Here is a 19,470-nt window from a genome sequence, read left to right on the forward strand (position 1 = left end):
TCAAGCCTCCCTACTTCTTACCTTTACCGCCAGCCTTGCCGGCCTTGCGCCGGATTTGTTCGTTTTCGTACTTAATGCCCTTGCCCTTGTAGGGTTCCGGCTCCCGTACACCGCGGATCACCGCAGCCAGGGCGCCGACCTTTTCTTTATCCGTTCCCTTGACCACAATTTTGTTTGGCGCGGGAACTTCTATCTCCAGCCCCGGCGGGGGGACAATCTCGACCGGGTGGGAGTAACCCACCGACAGCACCAGCTTGTTACCCTGCTTGGTGGCCCGGTAACCTACGCCGACCAGTTCCAGGGTTTTTGCAAACCCCCTGGTCACTCCTTCCACCATATTGAACAGCAGGGTGCGGGTCAAACCGTGCAGGGACCGGTGGAGTTTTTCGTCCGAGGGGCGTTCCACCACCAGGCGGCCCTCCTCGTCCAGGCGGATGCGCATATCCCGGTGGAATTCCCGCTCCAGCTGGCCCTTGGGCCCCTTTATGCGCACGGTATTGCCTTCTATTTGCACATCAACCCCCTGGGGCAGGGCAATGGGCTTTTTGCCAATCCTGGACACAAGCCTTCCCTCCTCCTACCATACGTAGCAGATTACTTCGCCGCCCACACCCAGTTTCCGGGCCTGTTTATCGGTCATGATGCCCTTGGAGGTGGACAGGATAGCTATACCCAGGCCACCCAGCACCTTGGGGATGGAGTCCTTGCGGGCATAGACCCGGAGTCCCGGCCTGGAGATCCGTTTCAATCCGGTAATTACCCGTTTTTTGTCCGGACCGTACTTCAAATATACGCGGATGACGCCCTGCTTGCCGTCGTCAATTATTTCGTAATCCTTAATCAGGCCCTCTTCCTTGAGAATCTCGGCAATGGCCTTCTTCAGGCGGGAAGCAGGGGCCTCCACTTTATCGAGATAAACCGTATTGGCATTGCGAATACGGGTGAGAAAGTCCGCGATCGGGTCGGTCATAACCATGGCAATACCCCCTTCCTCTTTACCAGCTGGCCTTTCGAACGCCGGGAATCTCGCCGCGGTAGGCAAGAACCCGGAAACAGATGCGGCAAATGCCGAACTTCCGCATGTACGCCCGGGGACGGCCGCAGAGCTTGCAGCGGTTATGCTGGCGCACCTTGAATTTGGGTTCGCGCATTGCCTTGGCAATCATCGATTTTTTGGCCACTTGAGTCCCCCCTTATATACGATTCTTACCTGCTTTGCCTAATCGTTCGAAGCTGTTTCCGCTCAGGCGGCCGCAAAAGGCATGCCCAGCAGGCGCAAGAGTTCCCGCGCCTCCTCGTCGGTTTTGGCCGTGGTTACAAAGATGATGTCCATTCCCCGTACTTTATCGATCTTATCATATTCGATTTCGGGGAAGATCAGCTGCTCCCGGACGCCCAGGCTGTAATTGCCGCGGCCGTCAAAGGACTTGGGCGAAACCCCCCGGAAATCCCGAACCCGGGGAAGGGCCACGTTGAAAAGCTTGTCGATGAACTCATACATGCGGTCCCCCCGCAGGGTTACCTTGCAGCCCACGGTCATCCCCTGGCGCACCTTAAAGGCGGCAATGGATTTCTTAGCCCGGGTGATCACCGGACGCTGGCCGGTGATAGTGGCCAGATCGCTGACCGCCGCGTCCATGGCCTTGCTGTTATGGGTGGCCTCGCCCACCCCCATGTTGATGACCACCTTTTCCAGCCTGGGTACCTCCATCACGTTTTTATAGCCAAACTTCTGCATCATGGCCTTGACTACTTCGTTTTTATATTTATCTTTAAGTCTCGGCACGCTTTTTCACCTGCCTTTTAGCCTAGTTCTTCCCCGCATTTTTTGCATACCCGCACCTTTTTGCCGTCCTCCAAAAACTTTTTGGCTATGCGGGTTGGGCTGTTGCACTTGCTGCAGACCAGCATGACGTTGGAGGCGTGAATGGGGGCTTCCTTCTCCACGATGCCTCCCTGGGGCATGCGCGGGTTGGGCCTGGTATGGCGCTTCACGATGTTCACGCCCTCCACAATTACCCGCCCTTCAGCCGGTAATGCCGCCAGCACCTTGCCTCTTTTGCCGGCATATTTGCCGGTCAGCACCAGCACTGTATCGCCCTTGCGCACGTGTAACTTGGGCATCCTGACCCACCTCCAGCTTCCCCGGCTAAATTACCTCCGGAGCCAGGGAAATAATCTTCATGAAGTCCCGCTCCCGTAACTCCCGGGCCACCGGTCCGAAGATACGGGTGCCCCGGGGGCTCTTGTCGTCCTTGATAATCACTGCCGCGTTCTCGTCAAATTTAATGTATGAACCGTCCGGGCGGCGCACTTCCTTATTGGTCCGCACGACCACCGCCCGCACCACATCGCCCTTCTTTACAACGCCTCCGGGCGTAGCCTCCTTGACGGAACAAATGATTTCATCTCCCAGACTGGCATAACGGCGCATGCTGCCGCCGAGCACGCGAATGCACATTAAACGGCGGGCACCGGTGTTGTCGGCGACGTTGAGCATTGACTGTACCTGGATCATCGGCTTTAACCTCCCTTCGCAAGGGTTTATTAAATCCGTTCAGCCCGTTCCAGGATTTCAACCACCCGCCAGCGCTTTTCTTTCGAAAGGGGCCGAGTTTCCATAATGCGCACCTTGTCCCCGACGCGGCAGGCATTTTCCTCGTCATGGGCTTTAAACTTCTTGGTCTTGCGAATGGTGCGCTGGTAAAGCGGATGCCGCACCAGGGTTTCCACCGCCACCACTACCGTTTTGTCCATTTTATCGCTAACCACGCGGCCCGTCCGGACTTTGCGCTGCTTACGAACTTCCACCTCGTGACTCCCCTTTCGTTAGGCCCGCCGGATGCCCAGCTCCCGCTCCCGGAGCACAGTCTTTAAACGGGCAATGTTCCGGCGCACTTCCCTGATTTTCATGGGATTATCCAGCTGGTTGGTAGCCAGTTGGAACCGCAGCTTGAAAAGTTCATCCTTGGAATCGTCCAGCTTCTTGACCAGCTCCTCATCGGATAGTTCCCGCAAATCCTTAGCCTTCATTTGCCTCACTCCCACGTTTGACAAACTTTGTTTTAATGGGCAGCTTGTGAGAGGCCAGGCGCATGGCTTCCCGGGCCACCTCCTCGTCAATACCGGCCAGCTCAAACAAAATCCGCCCGGGCTTGACGACCGCCACCCAGTACTCGGGAGCACCTTTACCGCTGCCCATCCGGGTTTCGGCAGGCTTGGCGGTAATCGGCCGGTCCGGGAATATCCTGATCCACACCTTCCCGCCCCGGCGAATGTAACGGGTCATGGCAATACGGGCGGCCTCAATTTGACGGCTGGTAATCCAGGCCGGCTCCAGAGCCATCAGCCCGTACTCGCCAAAGTGTACCTCCGTACCCCCCTTGGCCCTGCCGCTCAGATCTCTCACACGGTGCTGTTTACGATATTTAACCCTCTTGGGCATGAGCATAGGCCTTCTCTCCTCCTTGACCGGCAGCAGCCCTGGCCTCCGGCAGCACTTCTCCCTTGTAAATCCATACCTTTACGCCGATCTTGCCGTAAGTGGTGTCCGCTTCCGCAAAGCCGTAATCGATATCCGCCCGCAGGGTGTGCAGGGGTACCTTGCCCTCGCTGTACCACTCGGTACGGGCAATCTCCGCTCCGGCCAGCCGGCCGCTGACGGAAACCTTGATCCCCCTGGCGCCCATTTTCATGGCCCGCGATACGGCCTGTTTCATGGCCCGCCGGAAGGCAACCCGCTTTTCGATCTGGGCGGCCACGTTCTCCGCCACCAGCTGGGCGTCCAATTCGGGCACTTTGATTTCCACGATGTTCACGTGTACCTGCTTGCCCGTCATTTTTTCCAGTTCCCGGCGCAGGTTTTCCACTTCCGCACCGCCCCGGCCGATGACAATCCCCGGTTTGGCCGTATAAATGCTGATGCGGATGCGGTTGGCCGCCCGTTCAATGGCAATGCGGGAGATGCCGGCGGCATAAAGCTTTTGCTTGATATATCTGCGGATCTTTACATCTTCTAAAAGCAGGTTGGCAAAATTCTTCTTATCGGCAAACCATTTGGCGTCCCAGTCTTTGATAATGCCAATACGCAACCCTTTGGGATGTACCTTCTGGCCCACACTACTCCTCCTTTTCTATTCCTTTTCCTTGACCACCACAGTGATGTGGCTGGTCCGCCTGCGCAGCAGGTCCGCCCGGCCCATGGCCCGGGCCTGGTAACGCTTCCAGGTGGGACCCTGATCCACATAAGCCGCCGCAATATAGAGATTATCCGGATTCATATCATAGTTGTGTTCGGCGTTGGCCGCAGCCGACTTAATTACCTTGGCCACCGGAACCGCGGCCCTTTTAGGCGTAAACTTCAGGATGGCCAGCGCCTCACGCACATCCTTCCCCCGGATGAGATCCACCACCTGGCGCACCTTGCGGGGCGAAATGCGCACGTACCTGGCCACTGCTCTGGCTTCCATCCCAAACCCTCCTTAGTGATTACTTCAGGGCCGTGGATCTTTCGGTGTGGGCACCGTGGCCCCGGAATAACCGGGTGGGAGCAAACTCACCCAGCTTATGCCCCACCATGTCTTCGGTAATATATATGGGAACGTGTTTCCGGCCGTCGTGTACGGCAATAGTATGACCGATCATCTGCGGGAAAATGGTCGAACGGCGGGACCAGGTCTTGATGACCCGCTTTTCCCCTTTAGCGTTCATTTCCTCGATTTTTTTCAATAGCTTCGGATCGCAGTAAGGGCCCTTTTTTAAAGAACGTCCCATCGCCTTTTCACCTACCTCCTTCCGGCTGCTACTTCGCCCTTCTCTTGATGATCAGGCGATCGCTGGGCTTTTTCCTGCGCGTACGGGCGCCCAGGGCCGGCTTGCCCCAGGGAGTAACCGGGTTACGGCCAATGGGGGAACGGCCTTCACCGCCGCCGTGGGGGTGATCCACCGGGTTCATGACCACACCGCGCACGGTCGGCCTGATGCCCAGCCAGCGCGAGCGGCCGGCTTTACCGATGGTGATGTTTTCATGCTCCACATTGCCCACCTGGCCGATGGTGGCCCGGCAGTCCAGAAGAAGCAGCCGCATTTCGCCCGAAGGCATGCGAATGTGGGCATACTTGCCTTCCTTGGCCATAACCTGGGCCGCCGCACCCGCCGAGCGCACCAGCTGGCCGCCGCCGCCCGGATACAGCTCCAGGTTGTGCACCAGGGTACCCACCGGGATATTCCGCAGGGGCAGCGCGTTGCCCACCTTGATGTCGGCGTCGGGACCCGATACCACCGTCATGCCCACTTCCAGCCCCACGGGAGCCAGGATGTAGCGCTTTTCCCCGTCGGCATAGTGCAACAGGGCAATACGGGCCGAACGGTTGGGATCGTATTCAATGCTGGCCACTTTGGCCGGGATGCCGTCCTTATCCCGCTTGAAGTCAATGATCCGGTACATGCGCTTGTGGCCGCCGCCCCGGTGCCTCACGGTAATCCTGCCCTGGAAATTGCGGCCGGCCTTTTTCCTCAGCGGCGCCAGCAGGGATTTTTCCGGTTCGGTTTTGGTGATTTCATCAAAGGTCGATACGGTGACAAACCGCCGCCCGGGAGATGTCGGCTTGAACTTTTTTATACCCAACTGGTTTCCCTCCTTCCAGAATAAACCGCCCACCCGAATGGGGGGAGGGAAGCTTTACACACCCTCAAAGAGTTCGATCTTATCCCCTTTCCGCAGGGTGACGATGGCTTTCTTGACGTCGGGGCGGCGACCAACGACATTCCGCACCCGTTTTGTTTTCCCTTTAACCCGCATGGTGTTTACCTTTTCCACTTTCACCTTGAACAGTTCTTCTACCGCTCTCTTGATTTCCACCTTATTGGCATGGGGATCGACGATAAAAGTGTACTTGTTGTCGGCCAGCAGGGACATGCTCTTCTCCGTAATTACCGGCCGCTTTAAAATATCCCGGGGGTTTTTCACCGGGCCAGCACCTCCTGGACCCTGGCCACCGCGTCCTTCGTTATGACCAGCGTATTATGGGCCAACAGGTCGTACACATTAAGACCATCGGCAGCCATGGGTTTAATACCGGGGATATTCCGGGCCGACTTGATCACGTTTTCCTCCCGGTCGGCAGTAACCACCAGGGCCTTGTCATTTACCTTGAGGTTCCCCAAAATGCGCACCATATCCTTGGTACGGGGCTGTTCCAGCTTCAGGTCTTCCAGAACCACAATTTTGCCGTCCTGCACCTTGGCCGACAGGGCGGACTTCATGGCCAGACGCCGCACCTTACGGGGCAACCGGTAACTGTAGTCCCGGGGATGGGGACCAAAGACTATGCCGCCCTTCCGCCAGAGGGGGGAACGGATGCTGCCGTGACGGGCACGGCCGGTACCTTTCTGGCGCCAGGGTTTGCGTCCGCCGCCCCGAACCTCGGCACGGGTCTTGGTATCATGGGTTCCCAGACGGCGCCCGGCCAGCTGCCAGACTACGGCATCGTGCAGCACGGACATATGCACGGGAACGCCGAATACATCGTCCCGCAAATGGATTTCGCCCACCTGGTCCCCGTTGATATTGTAAACGGCAACTGTAGGCATAACGCTTTCCTCCTTCCGGTGCCTGGTTACTAGCGGGCCTTAACGGTTTCCTTAACCAGCAAAAGACCTCCGCGGGGGCCAGGGACAGATCCTTTCACGGCCAGAAGATTTCTCTCGGGGTCCACCCGCACTACTTCCAGGTTTTGCACCGTTACCCGCTCCACACCGTAATGTCCGGGCAACTTTCTTCCTTTGAAAACCCGGGCCGGTCCTTTCGCTCCCAGGGAGCCGGGCCGCCGGTGGTATTTGGAACCGTGGGCCATGGGTCCCCGGTGAAAGCCGTGGCGTTTAATGCCGCCTGCAAAACCACGGCCCCTGGATGTACCGACCACATCCACCCTTTCACCGGCGGCAAAGACATCGGCCTTAATTTCCTGCCCCACCTGGTAATCTTCCACATTTTCCACGCGCAATTCCCGCAAAAAACGCAAAGGCCGCACGCCGGCTTTAGCAAAATGCCCTTTTAAGGGTTTGTTGACCAAACGCTCGGGCTTTTCGCCAAAACCCAGCTGGATCGCACTGTATCCGTCCCGCTCGGGGGTTTTCTTTTGCACCACTATGCAGGGACCGGCTTCGATAACTGTAACGGGAATGGCCTGCCCGGCATCATTGAAAATCTGGGTCATGCCGACTTTACGGCCGAGGATGCCCTTGGGCATGGTCCTTAGCACCTCCTAAAGCTTGATTTCAATGTCCACCCCGGCAGGCAGATCCAGGCGCATTAAGGCGTCCACGGTTTTAGGCGTGGGTTCCAGGATATCAATCAAGCGCTTGTGCGTCCGTATCTCAAACTGCTCCCGCGAGTCCTTGTTGACGTGGGGTGAACGCAAAATGGTGTAAATATTTTTCTCCGTGGGCAGAGGAATAGGGCCGGCTACCTGGGCGCCGGTGCGCCGGGCGGTCTCCACAATCTTCTGGGCCGACTGATCCAGCATGTGGTGATCGTAGGCCTTCAACCGGATGCGAATCTTTTGCTTTTTCAAGGGTCTACCTCCTTTCAAACCCGGCAAAGAGGTTTTCGTAAATATGAGAAGTGGGATGTGGGATGCTTTCCATTACTGGCCCCACTTTCCACTTCCCACTTCTCGTTCCAGCCGGCTACTCGATAATCGAAGTGACCACGCCGGCCCCGACGGTACGGCCACCTTCCCGGATGGCGAAGCGCAGCCCTTCTTCAATGGCAATGGGGGTGATCAGCTTGATCTCCAGCCGAACGTTGTCCCCGGGCATCACCATCTCCACACCTTCAGGCAGCGTTATCGTTCCCGTCACGTCCGTCGTCCGGAAATAAAACTGCGGCCGGTACCCGTTAAAGAACGGCGTGTGCCGCCCACCTTCTTCCTTCGTCAGCACGTATACTTCCGCGCTGAAGTGGGTGTGCGGCTTGATGCTCCCGGGCTTCGCCAGCACCATCCCCCGCTCCACTTCCTTACGGTCGATACCCCGCAGCAGACATCCAATGTTGTCCCCGGCTTCCCCACGGTCCAGGATCTTCCGGAACATCTCCACTCCCGTGACCACCGTCTTCTTCGGCTTTTCCATCAGTCCCACTATCTCTACTTCGTCGCCCACCTTCACTGTGCCCCGCTCTACACGCCCCGTCACCACCGTGCCGCGACCGGTGATGCTGAACACGTCTTCTATGGGCATCAGGAAGGGCTTGTCAATGTCACGCTGCGGCGTCGGAATGTATTCGTCCACCGCGTCCATCAGTTCCCAGATCGATTTGCACCATTCGCACTCCCGCTTCCCGCAGCCGCATTCCAGTGCCTTTAACGCCGAACCGGTGATCACCGGCACGTCGTCCCCGGGAAATTCGTAGGTGGACAGAAGTTCCCGCACTTCCATCTCCACCAGTTCCAGAAGTTCCGCGTCGTCCACCATGTCCGCCTTGTTCATGTACACCACAATGTAGGGCACACCCACCTGCCGGGCCAGCAATATGTGCTCCCGCGTCTGGGGCATGGGACCGTCCGCCGCCGATACTACCAGAATCGCACCGTCCATCTGGGCCGCACCCGTGATCATGTTCTTCACGTAGTCCGCGTGGCCCGGACAGTCCACGTGGGCATAGTGCCTCTTTTCCGTCTCGTATTCCACGTGGGCCGTGTTAATGGTAATCCCCCGCTCCCGCTCTTCCGGAGCGTTGTCGATCTCTTCGTATTTCTTCACCTGCGCCCTGCCCACCGTGGCCAGCACCGTGGTGATGGCTGCCGTCAAAGTGGTCTTCCCGTGGTCAACGTGTCCAATGGTCCCTACGTTTACGTGGGGTTTCGTCCGCTCAAATTTGGCCTTGGCCATGACATTAGATCCTCCTTATCCAGCATATAGTTTTGTAGGCAGCAAATGTGGGTGCGGCCTTTATCCCCGCCGCCGGGCAATAATTGCTTCAGCCATTGACGGAGGTACCTCCTCGTAATGACTGAACTGCATGGTATAGGTACCCCGCCCCTGGGTGCGCGAACGCAGATCCGTGGCGTAGCCGAACATCTCGGCCAGGGGGACATAGGCATGGATCACCTGGGCATTACCCCGCCGCTCCATCTCTTCAATCCGTCCGCGACGGGCGTTAAGGTCCCCAATGACATCCCCCATGTACTCCTCCATGACCACCACTTCCACCTTCATAACCGGTTCCAGCAGCACCGGTTTGGCCTTTTGCGCCCCGTTTTTGAAGGCGATGGAACCGGCAATCTTAAAGGCCATTTCCGAGGAGTCCACTTCATGGTAGGAGCCGTCCACCAGGGTTACCCGTACGTCCACTACCGGGTACCCGGCCAGGACACCGTTTTCCATGGCTTCCTTGACGCCGGCATCGATGGCCGGGATGTATTCCTTGGGCACCACACCGCCGACAATCTTGCTGACAAACTCGTAACCGGCGCCCCGCTCCAGAGGCTCGATTTCCAGAACCACATGGCCGTACTGGCCGCGGCCGCCGGTCTGCCGGATGAACTTACCTTCGGCCTTGACCTTTTCCCTGATGGTCTCCTTGTAGGCCACCTGGGGGCGTCCCACATTGGCCTCGACCTTGAACTCCCGCATCAGGCGGTCGACGATAATCTCCAGGTGCAGCTCGCCCATGCCGGAAATAATGGTCTGGCCCGTTTCCGGATCGGTATGCATCCTGAAGGTGGGGTCCTCTTCGGCCAGCTTGGAGAGAGCCACGCCCATTTTGTCCTGGTCGGCCTTGGTCTTGGGCTCGATGGCCACGGAAATCACCGGCTCGGGGAAATCCATGGACTCCAGGACGATGGGGTGTTTTTCATCGCACAGGGTATCCCCCGTGGTGGTTTCCTTCAAGCCCACCGCGGCCACAATGTCCCCGGCATAAGCCTCATCTATTTCCTCCCGGTGGTTGGCATGCATGCGCAAGATGCGCCCGATGCGTTCCCGCCGGTTTTTGGTGGAGTTATAAACATACGAGCCAGAAGTTACCTTACCCGAGTATACCCGGAAAAAGGTCAGTTTACCCACATAAGGATCGGCCATGATCTTAAAGGCCAGGGCCGAAAATGGTTCATCGTCCCTGGCCACCCGCTTATCCTCCACCCCGGTTTCGGGGTTGAGACCTCGGATGGCCGGTATGTCCGTCGGTGCCGGAAGGAAGTCGACAATGGCATCCAGAAGGGGCTGTACACCTTTGTTTTTGAAGGAGGAGCCGCACAGCACCGGGATCATCTTCACCGCCAGAGTGGCTTTGCGGATGCCCCGCTTGATCTCCTCTTCATCCAGTTCTTCGCCTTCCAGATACTTGATCATCAATTCCTCATCGGACTCGGCCACTGCTTCCAAAAGCTTTTCCCGGTATTCGGCCACCAGTTCACGCATTTCCTCCGGGATGGCCGTCTCCTTGCTGCGCGTGCCCAGATCATCAACATAAATAATGGCCTTGTTACGAATCAGATCTACCACACCGGCAAAGCTGTCCTCGGCGCCTATGGGGAGCTGGATGGCCACCGGGTTGGCTCCCAGCCGTTCCCGGATCATGGACATGCTGCGGAAGAAATCCGCGCCGACCCGGTCCATCTTATTAATGTAAGCAATCCGCGGTACACCGTACTTGTCGGCCTGGCGCCACACGGTCTCCGACTGGGGCTCCACGCCGCCCACGGAACAGAAGATGGCCACGGCCCCATCAAGCACCCGCAGGGAGCGTTCTACTTCCACAGTAAAGTCCACGTGCCCAGGCGTGTCGATAATGTTAATACAATGATCCCGCCACTGACAGCTGGTGGCAGCGGAGGTAATGGTAATGCCCCGTTCCTGCTCCTGCACCATCCAGTCCATGGTGGCAGCCCCGTCATGAACTTCACCCATTTTGTGCACACGGCCGGTATAAAAAAGAATCCGTTCGGTGGTGGTGGTCTTGCCGGCATCAATGTGGGCCATTATACCGATGTTGCGTGTTCTTTCCAGTGGAAATTGCCGTGCCATATTTTCACCCCCTTACCACCGGTAATGGGCAAAGGCCTTGTTGGCTTCCGCCATTTTGTGGGTGTCTTCCTTCTTTTTCACCGCCCCACCTGTATTATTGGCGGCATCCATAATTTCCGCGGCCAGCTTTTCTTCCATGCTTTTGCCGCCGCGTTGCCGGGCATACTGGGTGATCCAGCGGATACCCAGGGTCTGCCGCCGCTCGGGCCGGACTTCCACGGGCACCTGGTAGTTGGCACCCCCTACCCGGCGGGCCTTTACCTCCAGCACGGGCATAACATTTTTCATGGCCTGCTCAAAAACCTCAAGCGGGTCCTTGCCGGTTTTCTCCCGGATGATCTCAAAGGCCTTGTAACATATGCGTTCGGCTATGCTCTTCTTGCCTTTGAGCATAACCTGGTTGATCAGCTTGGTGACCACCTTGCTGTTGTAGATGGGGTCCGGCGGCACATCTCGCTTGGCTACTGCGCCTCTCCTGGGCATTTTCTACCCCCCTTTAACCGGAAGTATAACCTTTCCTGCCAAACTTAAAACTACCGGCCCAACCAGCCGGCGGTTAATCATTTCTTCGGGCGCTTGGCGCCATACTTGGAACGGCCCCGGTTGCGGTTCTGCACACCGGCACAATCCAGGGCACCCCTGATAATATGGTAGCGGACACCGGGCAGGTCCTTCACCCGGCCGCCCCGCACTAATACCACCGAGTGTTCCTGTAGATTATGCCCGATCCCCGGAATATAGGAGGTTACCTCGATCCCGTTGGTAAGCCTTACCCGCGCCACCTTGCGCAGGGCGGAGTTAGGCTTCTTCGGGGTTGTGGTGTAAACCCTGGTGCATACTCCCCGCTTTTGCGGGCTTCCCTTGAGCGCGGGGGCTGAGGACTTTTGGGTCACCTTCTCCCGGCCCTTGCGGACCAGCTGGCTGATGGTCGGCATGCTGCTACACCTCCTTCCTCCAGATTATCGGACATAACCACGGCCACCCCTGTTGAAGCGGCGGTTAATCTTCGATAACCGCCGCCGAGGCACAACCCACTTCGATGTGGCAGGCTTTGCCCAGTTGGGACATGGAATCCACCTCAACCAGGGGTATGTCTTTGGCGCGACAGGCCTGGATAATGGGATCAATGATATGCCGCTCCGCGTTCATGGCCACGTAAACTACTTTTGCCTGCCCTCGATTAATGGCCTTCATGGTCTGCTTGGAACCCACCATCTTCTTGCGGGCATTGGACAACCGGGCCAAGGGCATGAGCTCTCCCCCCAGAGAAATCCAGACACTCTCATATCTTAACATCAGTCACGAACGTTGTCAATATTTTCGTTAGCAGGTGCGGTACCTGCAGTCTCGAGCGCTTCCTGCTGGTCTTCGGCCCCGGCTTCCACCAGCTGAATATTGCGGTAGCGGCTCATGCCCGTACCTGCAGGCACCAGCTTGCCGATGATCACGTTTTCCTTCAACCCGATCAGGGGATCCACTTTACCTTTAATGGCTGCCTCGGTCAACACCCGGGTGGTTTCCTGGAAGGAAGCAGCCGAGAGGAACGAATCGGTGGCCAGGGAGGCCTTGGTTATCCCCAGGAGCACCGGCCGCGCCACGGCTTCCCTGCCGCCCTGTTCCCGGATCCGGCGGTTTTCGTCCTCCAGCTCAAACTTGTCGATCACCCCGCCGGGAAGCAGGTCCGTATCCCCGGGGTCCTCCACCCTGACCTTGCGCAGCATCTGGCGGATCATCACTTCGATATGCTTGTCGTTGATATCCACACCCTGCAGGCGGTAAACCCGCTGCACCTCATGCAGCAGGTAGGTATAGACGCCGTGCAGCCCCTTGATCTTTAAAAGGTCATGGGGGTTGATGGAACCCTCGGTCAGCTCATCTCCGGCAGCCACCCGGTCCCCGGCACTGACCTTGAGCCGGGCGCCGTAAGGAATCTGGTAGGTGTATTTTTCACCGCTGTCGGTGGTGATCTCCACCTCCCTGCGTCCCTTGACCTCCCGCACGTCCACCACACCGTCGGCTTCGGCAATGACCGCCTGCCCTTTGGGGCGCCGGGCCTCAAAGAGTTCCTCCACCCTGGGCAGACCCTGGGTGATGTCGTCCCCGGCCACGCCGCCGGTGTGGAAGGTGCGCATGGTCAACTGGGTGCCCGGCTCGCCAATGGACTGGGCCGCGATAATACCCACGGCCTCGCCGATGTCCACCATGCGGCCGGTGGCCAGGTTGCGGCCGTAGCACTTCACGCACACACCGTAACGGGTTTTACAGGTAATCACCGAACGAATCCATACTTCCTTAATGCCGGCGTTAACGATGGCCCTGGCCTTTTCCTCGTCGATCTCTTCTTCTGCCCGCACCAGCACTTCCCCGGTCCCGGGATGGAGGATATCGTTCAAGGCCACCCGCCCCACCAGACGGTCTTCCAGCTTTTCAATTACTTCCGTACCGTCCTTGATTTCCTGCACCAGAATGCCTTCGTTGGTGCCGCAGTCCTTCTCCCGGACGATGACATCCTGGGCCACGTCCACCAGGCGCCGGGTCAGGTAGCCGGAGTCGGCGGTGCGCAGGGCGGTATCGGCCAGGCCCTTGCGGGCACCGTGGGTGGAAATAAAGTATTCCAGCACGGCCAGCCCTTCCCGGAAGTTGGCTTTAATGGGCACGGGGATGATCCGGCCCGAGGGGTCGGCCATGAGTCCCCGCATACCGGCCAGCTGGCGAATCTGCTGGATGTTACCCCGGGCCCCGGAATTGGCCATCATGTACACGGGATTGAATTTATCCAGGATATTCAAAAGGGCTTTGGTTACCTTGTCGGTAGCCTCGTTCCAGATGGTGATGATCTTGCGGTAGCGCTCCTCCTCGGTGATCAACCCCCGGCGGTACTGGGTTTCCACCGTTTCCACCTGCTTTTCCGCGTCCGCCAGGATCTCCTTTTTCTCCGGGGGGATAATGATATCGGAAGTGCTGATGGTAATCCCGGCCCTGGTCGCAAAATGGAAACCGAGTTTTTTAATGCCGTCCAGCATGCTGGCCGTGGCTGAATACCCCAGCTTGCGGTAACAGTCGTCCACCAGCTGCACCAGGCTCTTCTTGTCCATCACAGTGTTTAAATAACCCAGTTCATCGGGGACCACTTCATTGAAAATGATCCTGCCCACGGTGGTTTCCAGCCGCTCCCCGTTGGGCTGGCGCACCTGAACCCGGGCCTGCAGGCTCACGGCTCCGTTATAATAGGCCATGATGGCTTCCTCGTAATCCTTGAAGACCTTCCCCTCACCGGGAGCACCGGGTTTTTCCATGGTCAGGTAGTAGCAGCCCAGGACCATATCCTGTGTGGGAATGGCCACGGGACGGCCGTCCTTGGGGTTTAAGATGTTATGGGCCGAAAGCATGAGCAAACGGGCTTCGGCCTGGGCCTCGGCCGACAGGGGCACGTGCACGGCCATCTGGTCGCCGTCAAAGTCGGCGTTATAGGCGGTGCAGACCATGGGGTGGATCTGGATGGCCCGGCCCTCCACCAGGACGGGCTCAAAAGCCTGAATGCCGAGCCGGTGGAGTGTGGGAGCCCGGTTCAAAAGCACCGGGTGCTCCTTGATCACCTCTTCCAGGACGTCCCAAACTTCCGGACGCACCCGCTCCACCATGCGCTTGGCGCTCTTGATGTTATGGGCATAGCCCTTGTTCACCAGTTGCTTCATCACAAAGGGCTTGAACAGCTCCAGGGCCATTTCCTTGGGCAGGCCGCACTGGTGCAGCTTCAAGGTGGGGCCGACCACAATCACCGAACGGCCGGAGTAGTCCACCCGCTTGCCCAGGAGGTTCTGGCGGAAACGTCCCTGCTTGCCCTTGAGCATATCGCTTAAGGACTTCAAGGGCCGGTTGCCCGGGCCGGTAACGGGGCGCCCCCGGCGGCCGTTGTCAATGAGGGCATCCACCGCTTCCTGGAGCATGCGCTTTTCGTTCCGGACGATAATATCGGGAGCCCCCAGATCCAGGAGGCGCTTCAACCGGTTGTTGCGGTTGATGACCCGCCGGTACAGGTCATTTAAATCCGAGGTGGCAAAGCGGCCCCCGTCAAGCTGGACCATGGGGCGCAGTTCCGGGGGAATCACCGGGATGACATCCAGGATCATCCACTCGGGCCGGTTGCCGGATTTGCGGAAAGCTTCCACCACTTCCAGGCGGCGAATGGCCCTCACCCGGCGCTGACCGCTGACCTCCTTGAGCTCCTGGCGCAGCTCCCGGCTCATTTCATCCAGATCGATTTCGGCCAGGAGCTCCTTGATCGCCTCGGCACCCATCCCGGCCTTAAAGGCATTGCCGTATTTCTCCCGGTACTCCCGGTATTCCGTTTCCGTAAGCAGCTGTTTTTTAATCAGGGGAGTGTTGCCGGGATCTATGACAATATATGAAACAAAGTAAAGGACTTTTTCCAGCGCGCGGGGCGACATGTCCAGGAGCAGCCCCATGCGGCTGGGAATGCCTTTAAAATACCAGACGTGGGACACGGGGGCGGCCAGTTCAATATGCCCCAGGCGTTCCCGGCGTACCTTCGAGCGCGTAACCTCCACGCCACAGCGATCGCAAACCACGCCCTTGTAGCGTACCCGCTTGTATTTGCCGCAATGGCACTCCCAGTCCCTGGTAGGACCGAAAATGCGCTCGCAAAAAAGACCGTCCCGCTCCGGCTTCAGTGTCCGGTAGTTAATTGTTTCCGGCTTTTTTACCTCGCCGCTGGACCACTGGCGGATCATGTCCGAAGATGCCAGACCAATGCGGATGCGGTCAAAGTTGTTTAAATCCAGCAAAGGACCCCTCTCCCTTCGCTCAAGAATATCGCCGGTTCTATTGCGGCCACAAAACCGCCCCGGGGCAGCCGTGTAAATCTGTTATGACATGGATGCGGCAACATGGATGCGGCAATACGTATAGCAATCACTGGTAACGATCCGGTTCCGTGTCCTCATCATCCAGATCCAGGACGTCATCGGGCAAATCAACCGGGTAATCATCCTCTTCATATTCCTCCCCTTCTTCCTCGGCTTCCGAATCGGAATCATAACCCTTTTCCCGCGGCGGCTCCTCGGCGTGAATATCGAGACCAAGATCCCGGGCCGTTTCCTGCATGTCCTCCTCCACTTCCTTGATCTCGATCTCCTCGTCGTCCTCCGAAAGAACCTTCACGTCCAGCGCCAGGCTCTGCAGTTCCTTGATCAAAACCTTGAAGGACTCGGGAACACCCGGTTCGGGTACATTTTCCCCCTTGACAATGGCCTCGTAGGTCTTGACCCGGCCCACCACATCGTCGGATTTGACCGTGAGGATCTCCTGCAGGGTGTAGGCCGCACCGTAGGCCTCCAGGGCCCAAACCTCCATTTCGCCGAAGCGCTGGCCGCCGAACTGAGCCTTACCGCCCAGGGGCTGCTGGGTAACCAGGGAATAAGGGCCGGTGGAACGGGCGTGAATTTTGTCGTCCACCAGGTGGGCCAGTTTTAACATATAGAGGTAGCCCACGGTAATGGGGTTGTCGAAGGGCTCTCCCGTACGCCCGTCGTAAAGGGTTATTTTACCGTCCCTGGGAAGGCCCGCTCTTTCCAAAAATTCCAATATATCTTCTTCCGTAGCCCCGTTAAACACCGGTGTAGAGACATGGTAGCCCAGCACCTTGGCCGCCCAGCCCAGGTGGGTTTCCAGCACCTGGCCCAGGTTCATCCGGGAGGGTACACCCAGGGGGTTCAGTACGATCTCCACGGGCGTGCCGTCGGGAAGGAAGGGCATGTCCTCCTCCGGCAGGATCCGGGCAATAACTCCCTTGTTCCCGTGGCGGCCCGCCATTTTATCGCCCTCGGAAATCTTGCGCTTCTGGGCCACATACACTCTGACCAGCTGGTTAACCCCGGGGGGAAGTTCGTCGCCCTTTTCCCGGGAAAATACTTTGACATCCACTACTTTACCGGACTCGCCGTGGGGCACCCTTAAAGAAGTGTCCCGCACTTCCCGGGCCTTTTCGCCAAAGATGGCCCGCAACAATCGCTCCTCGGCGGTGAGCTCGGTTTCCCCCTTTGGCGTAACCTTGCCCACCAAAATATCCCCGGGGCGCACTTCCGCTCCCACCCGGATAATTCCCCGCTCGTCCAGGTCTTTTAAGATCTCCTCGCCCACGTTGGGAATATCCCTGGTGATTTCCTCGGGACCGAGCTTGGTATCCCGGGCGTCGCACTCATATTCTTCTATGTGAATGGAAGTAAAGTAGTCTTCCTTGACCAGCTTTTCGCTCACCAGGATGGCGTCCTCGTAGTTGTAACCTTCCCAGGGCATGAAGGCCACCAGCACGTTGCGGCCCAGGGCCAGCTCCCCGTGATCGGTGGAAGGCCCGTCGGCAATTACCTGCCCGGCTTCAACCCGGTCACCCTTGTTCACAATGGGCTTTTGATTGATGCAGGTACCCTGGTTGGAACGGGCAAACTTGATCAGCTTGTAAGTATCCAGGGTGCCGTTGTCGGTACGGATCACGATCTCGTTGGCCGTTACCCGCTCCACCACGCCGCTGTTTCTGGCGATGACCACCACCCCGGAATCCCGGGCGGCCTTGTACTCCAGCCCTGTACCCACCAGGGGGGCCTGAGCTTTAATCAACGGTACGGCCTGGCGCTGCATGTTGGCACCCATCAGCGCCCGGTTTGCGTCGTCGTGCTCCAGGAAGGGAATCAGGGAGGTGGCCACGCTGAAGACCTGCTTGGGCGAAACGTCCATGTAGTCGACCTTGTCCGTGGGCACCACCAGAATCTCATGGCCGTGGCGGGCATTCACCCGCTCCGCCAGAAAATAGCCATTTTCATCCAGGGGCACGTTGGCCTGGGCAATGACCAGATCCTCTTCCTCGTCGGCCGTGAGGTAGACGATCTCGTCGGTAACCCGCCGCTCTTCCTTGTTTACCCTGCGGTAGGGCGTTTCAATAAAACCAAAGTGGTTGATCCGGGCATAGCAGGACAAAGAGCCGATCAGACCGATGTTGGGACCTTCCGGGGTCTCTATGGGACACATGCGGCCGTAGTGGGAATGGTGCACGTCCCGCACCTCGAAGCCCGCCCTCTCCCGGCTCAATCCACCCGGCCCAAGGGCCGAAAGGCGCCGCTTGTGGGTCAGCTCGGCCAGGGGGTTCGTCTGGTCCATGAACTGGGAAAGCTGGCTGGAGCCAAAAAACTCCTTGATGGCCGCCACCACCGGCCGGATGTTGATCAACACCTGGGGGGTGATGACATCCACGTCCTGGATGGTCATCCTTTCCCGCACCACCCGTTCCATGCGGGACAGACCTATGCGGAACTGGTTTTGCAGGAGCTCCCCCACCGAACGCAGGCGCCGGTTGCCCAGGTGGTCGATGTCATCCACCTGGCCTTCCCCATCCATTAAACGAAGCAGGTATTTAACGGTGGCAATAATATCCTCGGGGGTCAGCTCCCGGATAAATTCGCGGTTTTTGGGCACCTCCCGGTTCAGGTAACGGTCCCACTCCGTTGGTCCCTGACCGTCATCTTTAAAACGGTAGAGCACATCATGCTTTAACTTCTTCCATATTTTATAACGGCCCACATTGGCCAGGTCGTAGCGCTTGGGATCAAAGAACAGCGAGTGGAGCAGCGAGCGGGCGCTCTCCACCGTGGGGGGTTCACCGGGCCGCAGCCGCTTGTAGATTTCCACCAGGGCTTCCTCTTCGGAATCGGTGTTGTCCCTGGTCAGGGTTTCCTGGATATATTTATTGCCGTCAAACAGATCGACGATCATCACATTGGACCCGTAACCCAGGGCACGCACCAGGACGGTAACTGGAATCTTGCGGGTGCGGTCAACGCGTACGAAGACATGGTCGTTGACATCGGTTTCAAATTCCAGCCATGCCCCCCGGTTGGGGATAATGGTGGCCGTGTAGATTTTCTTGCCGCTGGGATCGAGCTGCTCGGCAAAGTAAACCCCGGGGGAACGCACCAGCTGGCTGACAATCACCCGCTCAGCGCCGTTGATGATAAAGGTGCCTTTCTCGGTCATGAGGGGGAAGTCGCCCATGAAGACTTCCTGCTCTTTGACCTCTCCCGTCTCTTTATTTATCAGGCGCACCTTTACCCTTAAGGGCGCCGCGTAGGTGACGTCCCGCTCTTTGCACTCTTCGACGGAGTACTTGGGTTCACCAAGGGTATAGTCCAGGAACTCAAGGACCAGATTGCCGGTAAAGTCCTGGATGGGCGAAACATCCTGGAATACCTCGCGCAAACCCTCCCGCAAAAACCAGTCGTAGGAGTTGCGCTGCACTTCAATCAGGTTGGGCAAATCCAAAACTTCCCGGAGCTTGCCGAAATTCCACCTGGTTCTGATCCCGGCGTTTGCAGTAACCATTGAGAGCCTCACACCCCCCAAAATTAAAAAACAACGAAAAGCAAGGTTTTCCAG

The 19,470-nt window shown here is 58.0% G+C and carries 24 protein-coding genes; all 24 read right to left on the minus strand.

Annotation, left to right across the window (positions count from 1 at the left end; all coding sequences use genetic code 11):
• Positions 1–10: 10 nt before the first annotated feature.
• The 24 genes from rplF to rpoB all read right to left on the minus strand — a co-directional run bounded on the left by rplF (position 11) and on the right by rpoB (position 19,416).
• Positions 11–562 (minus strand): 50S ribosomal protein L6, encoded by a 552-nt coding sequence (rplF, locus tag G7K71_RS16495; protein ID WP_166348836.1) that lies wholly within the window; start codon positions 560–562, stop codon positions 11–13.
• 15 nt (positions 563–577) lie between these two features.
• Positions 578–976, minus strand: coding sequence for a 30S ribosomal protein S8 (gene rpsH, locus G7K71_RS16500; protein WP_013824049.1), 399 nt, complete (start codon positions 974–976; stop codon positions 578–580).
• A gap of 19 nt (positions 977–995) precedes the next feature.
• Positions 996–1,181, minus strand: a complete 186-nt coding sequence (locus G7K71_RS16505) for a type Z 30S ribosomal protein S14 (protein ID WP_013824050.1) — start codon at positions 1,179–1,181, stop codon at positions 996–998.
• Positions 1,182–1,243: 62 nt separating this feature from the next.
• Complete coding sequence (gene rplE / locus G7K71_RS16510; protein ID WP_013824051.1) at positions 1,244–1,786, minus strand: 50S ribosomal protein L5; 543 nt, start codon at positions 1,784–1,786, stop codon at positions 1,244–1,246.
• 17 nt (positions 1,787–1,803) lie between these two features.
• The gene (gene rplX / locus G7K71_RS16515) at positions 1,804–2,124 is read right to left on the minus strand and encodes a 50S ribosomal protein L24 (RefSeq protein ID WP_013824052.1); all 321 of its coding nucleotides are present in this window, start codon (positions 2,122–2,124) and stop codon (positions 1,804–1,806) included.
• A gap of 25 nt (positions 2,125–2,149) precedes the next feature.
• Positions 2,150–2,518, minus strand: coding sequence for a 50S ribosomal protein L14 (gene rplN / locus G7K71_RS16520; RefSeq protein ID WP_013824053.1), 369 nt, complete (start codon positions 2,516–2,518; stop codon positions 2,150–2,152).
• A gap of 29 nt (positions 2,519–2,547) precedes the next feature.
• The gene (rpsQ, locus tag G7K71_RS16525) at positions 2,548–2,811 is read right to left on the minus strand and encodes a 30S ribosomal protein S17 (RefSeq protein ID WP_013824054.1); all 264 of its coding nucleotides are present in this window, start codon (positions 2,809–2,811) and stop codon (positions 2,548–2,550) included.
• 18 nt (positions 2,812–2,829) lie between these two features.
• The gene (rpmC, locus tag G7K71_RS16530; RefSeq protein WP_013824055.1) at positions 2,830–3,033 is read right to left on the minus strand and encodes a 50S ribosomal protein L29; all 204 of its coding nucleotides are present in this window, start codon (positions 3,031–3,033) and stop codon (positions 2,830–2,832) included.
• Positions 3,023–3,451 carry a 50S ribosomal protein L16 gene (gene rplP / locus G7K71_RS16535; protein ID WP_013824056.1) on the minus strand — a complete coding sequence of 143 codons (429 nt, stop codon included), beginning with the start codon at positions 3,449–3,451 and terminating at the stop codon, positions 3,023–3,025. The genes rpmC and rplP overlap by 11 nt, the downstream gene beginning before the upstream one ends.
• Positions 3,429–4,118, minus strand: coding sequence for a 30S ribosomal protein S3 (gene rpsC / locus G7K71_RS16540; protein WP_166348839.1), 690 nt, complete (start codon positions 4,116–4,118; stop codon positions 3,429–3,431). The genes rplP and rpsC overlap by 23 nt, the downstream gene beginning before the upstream one ends.
• 15 nt (positions 4,119–4,133) lie before the next feature.
• Complete coding sequence (gene rplV / locus G7K71_RS16545; RefSeq protein WP_013824058.1) at positions 4,134–4,469, minus strand: 50S ribosomal protein L22; 336 nt, start codon at positions 4,467–4,469, stop codon at positions 4,134–4,136.
• A gap of 19 nt (positions 4,470–4,488) precedes the next feature.
• Entirely contained in the window at positions 4,489–4,773 is a 285-nt protein-coding gene (rpsS, locus tag G7K71_RS16550) for a 30S ribosomal protein S19 (protein ID WP_013824059.1), read from the minus strand.
• Positions 4,774–4,801: 28 nt separating this feature from the next.
• Entirely contained in the window at positions 4,802–5,626 is an 825-nt protein-coding gene (gene rplB, locus G7K71_RS16555) for a 50S ribosomal protein L2 (RefSeq protein ID WP_166348841.1), read from the minus strand.
• Between the two features lie 54 nt (positions 5,627–5,680).
• Positions 5,681–5,968, minus strand: a complete 288-nt coding sequence (rplW, locus tag G7K71_RS16560) for a 50S ribosomal protein L23 (protein ID WP_013824061.1) — start codon at positions 5,966–5,968, stop codon at positions 5,681–5,683.
• Entirely contained in the window at positions 5,965–6,591 is a 627-nt protein-coding gene (gene rplD, locus G7K71_RS16565) for a 50S ribosomal protein L4 (RefSeq protein ID WP_013824062.1), read from the minus strand. The genes rplW and rplD overlap by 4 nt, the downstream gene beginning before the upstream one ends.
• Positions 6,592–6,620: 29 nt before the next feature.
• Positions 6,621–7,250: a 50S ribosomal protein L3 gene (gene rplC / locus G7K71_RS16570; protein WP_013824063.1), complete on the minus strand. Its 630-nt coding sequence runs from the start codon at positions 7,248–7,250 to the stop codon at positions 6,621–6,623.
• Between the two features lie 15 nt (positions 7,251–7,265).
• The gene (rpsJ, locus tag G7K71_RS16575) at positions 7,266–7,574 is read right to left on the minus strand and encodes a 30S ribosomal protein S10 (protein ID WP_013824064.1); all 309 of its coding nucleotides are present in this window, start codon (positions 7,572–7,574) and stop codon (positions 7,266–7,268) included.
• A 115-nt stretch (positions 7,575–7,689) separates the two neighbouring features.
• Positions 7,690–8,892 carry an elongation factor Tu gene (gene tuf / locus G7K71_RS16580; RefSeq protein WP_166348844.1) on the minus strand — a complete coding sequence of 401 codons (1,203 nt, stop codon included), beginning with the start codon at positions 8,890–8,892 and terminating at the stop codon, positions 7,690–7,692.
• A 60-nt stretch (positions 8,893–8,952) separates the two neighbouring features.
• Complete coding sequence (gene fusA, locus G7K71_RS16585) at positions 8,953–11,028, minus strand: elongation factor G (protein ID WP_166348847.1); 2,076 nt, start codon at positions 11,026–11,028, stop codon at positions 8,953–8,955.
• 12 nt (positions 11,029–11,040) lie between these two features.
• On the minus strand, positions 11,041–11,511 hold the full coding sequence (gene rpsG, locus G7K71_RS16590) for a 30S ribosomal protein S7 (protein ID WP_013824067.1): 471 nt from the start codon (positions 11,509–11,511) through the stop codon (positions 11,041–11,043).
• Positions 11,512–11,588: 77 nt separating this feature from the next.
• Positions 11,589–11,963, minus strand: coding sequence for a 30S ribosomal protein S12 (gene rpsL, locus G7K71_RS16595; protein ID WP_013824068.1), 375 nt, complete (start codon positions 11,961–11,963; stop codon positions 11,589–11,591).
• A 64-nt stretch (positions 11,964–12,027) separates the two neighbouring features.
• Entirely contained in the window at positions 12,028–12,279 is a 252-nt protein-coding gene (locus G7K71_RS16600) for a ribosomal L7Ae/L30e/S12e/Gadd45 family protein (RefSeq protein WP_041282996.1), read from the minus strand.
• Between the two features lie 44 nt (positions 12,280–12,323).
• Positions 12,324–15,833 (minus strand): DNA-directed RNA polymerase subunit beta', encoded by a 3,510-nt coding sequence (gene rpoC, locus G7K71_RS16605; protein WP_166348850.1) that lies wholly within the window; start codon positions 15,831–15,833, stop codon positions 12,324–12,326.
• Between the two features lie 127 nt (positions 15,834–15,960).
• Positions 15,961–19,416 (minus strand): DNA-directed RNA polymerase subunit beta, encoded by a 3,456-nt coding sequence (gene rpoB, locus G7K71_RS16610; protein ID WP_166348853.1) that lies wholly within the window; start codon positions 19,414–19,416, stop codon positions 15,961–15,963.
• Positions 19,417–19,470: the final 54 nt, after the last annotated feature.

Source organism: Desulfofundulus sp. TPOSR, assembly GCF_011393055.1.
Taxonomy (GTDB): domain Bacteria; phylum Bacillota; class Desulfotomaculia; order Desulfotomaculales; family Desulfovirgulaceae; genus Desulfofundulus; species Desulfofundulus kuznetsovii.

Coding starts and splice junctions, on each gene's coding strand:
- rpsH (WP_013824049.1), bottom strand. CDS start 976: ATGGTTATGACCGACCCGATCGCGGACTTTCTCACCCGTATTCGCAAT.
- rplX (WP_013824052.1), bottom strand. CDS start 2,124: ATGCCCAAGTTACACGTGCGCAAGGGCGATACAGTGCTGGTGCTGACC.
- rplN (WP_013824053.1), bottom strand. CDS start 2,518: ATGATCCAGGTACAGTCAATGCTCAACGTCGCCGACAACACCGGTGCC.
- rpmC (WP_013824055.1), bottom strand. CDS start 3,033: ATGAAGGCTAAGGATTTGCGGGAACTATCCGATGAGGAGCTGGTCAAG.
- rplP (WP_013824056.1), bottom strand. CDS start 3,451: ATGCTCATGCCCAAGAGGGTTAAATATCGTAAACAGCACCGTGTGAGA.
- rplV (WP_013824058.1), bottom strand. CDS start 4,469: ATGGAAGCCAGAGCAGTGGCCAGGTACGTGCGCATTTCGCCCCGCAAG.
- rpsS (WP_013824059.1), bottom strand. CDS start 4,773: ATGGGACGTTCTTTAAAAAAGGGCCCTTACTGCGATCCGAAGCTATTG.
- rplD (WP_013824062.1), bottom strand. CDS start 6,591: ATGCCTACAGTTGCCGTTTACAATATCAACGGGGACCAGGTGGGCGAA.
- rplC (WP_013824063.1), bottom strand. CDS start 7,250: ATGCCCAAGGGCATCCTCGGCCGTAAAGTCGGCATGACCCAGATTTTC.
- tuf (WP_166348844.1), bottom strand. CDS start 8,892: ATGGCCAAGGCCAAATTTGAGCGGACGAAACCCCACGTAAACGTAGGG.
- fusA (WP_166348847.1), bottom strand. CDS start 11,028: ATGGCACGGCAATTTCCACTGGAAAGAACACGCAACATCGGTATAATG.
- rpsG (WP_013824067.1), bottom strand. CDS start 11,511: ATGCCCAGGAGAGGCGCAGTAGCCAAGCGAGATGTGCCGCCGGACCCC.
- rpsL (WP_013824068.1), bottom strand. CDS start 11,963: ATGCCGACCATCAGCCAGCTGGTCCGCAAGGGCCGGGAGAAGGTGACC.
- G7K71_RS16600 (WP_041282996.1), bottom strand. CDS start 12,279: ATGCCCTTGGCCCGGTTGTCCAATGCCCGCAAGAAGATGGTGGGTTCC.
- rpoB (WP_166348853.1), bottom strand. CDS start 19,416: ATGGTTACTGCAAACGCCGGGATCAGAACCAGGTGGAATTTCGGCAAG.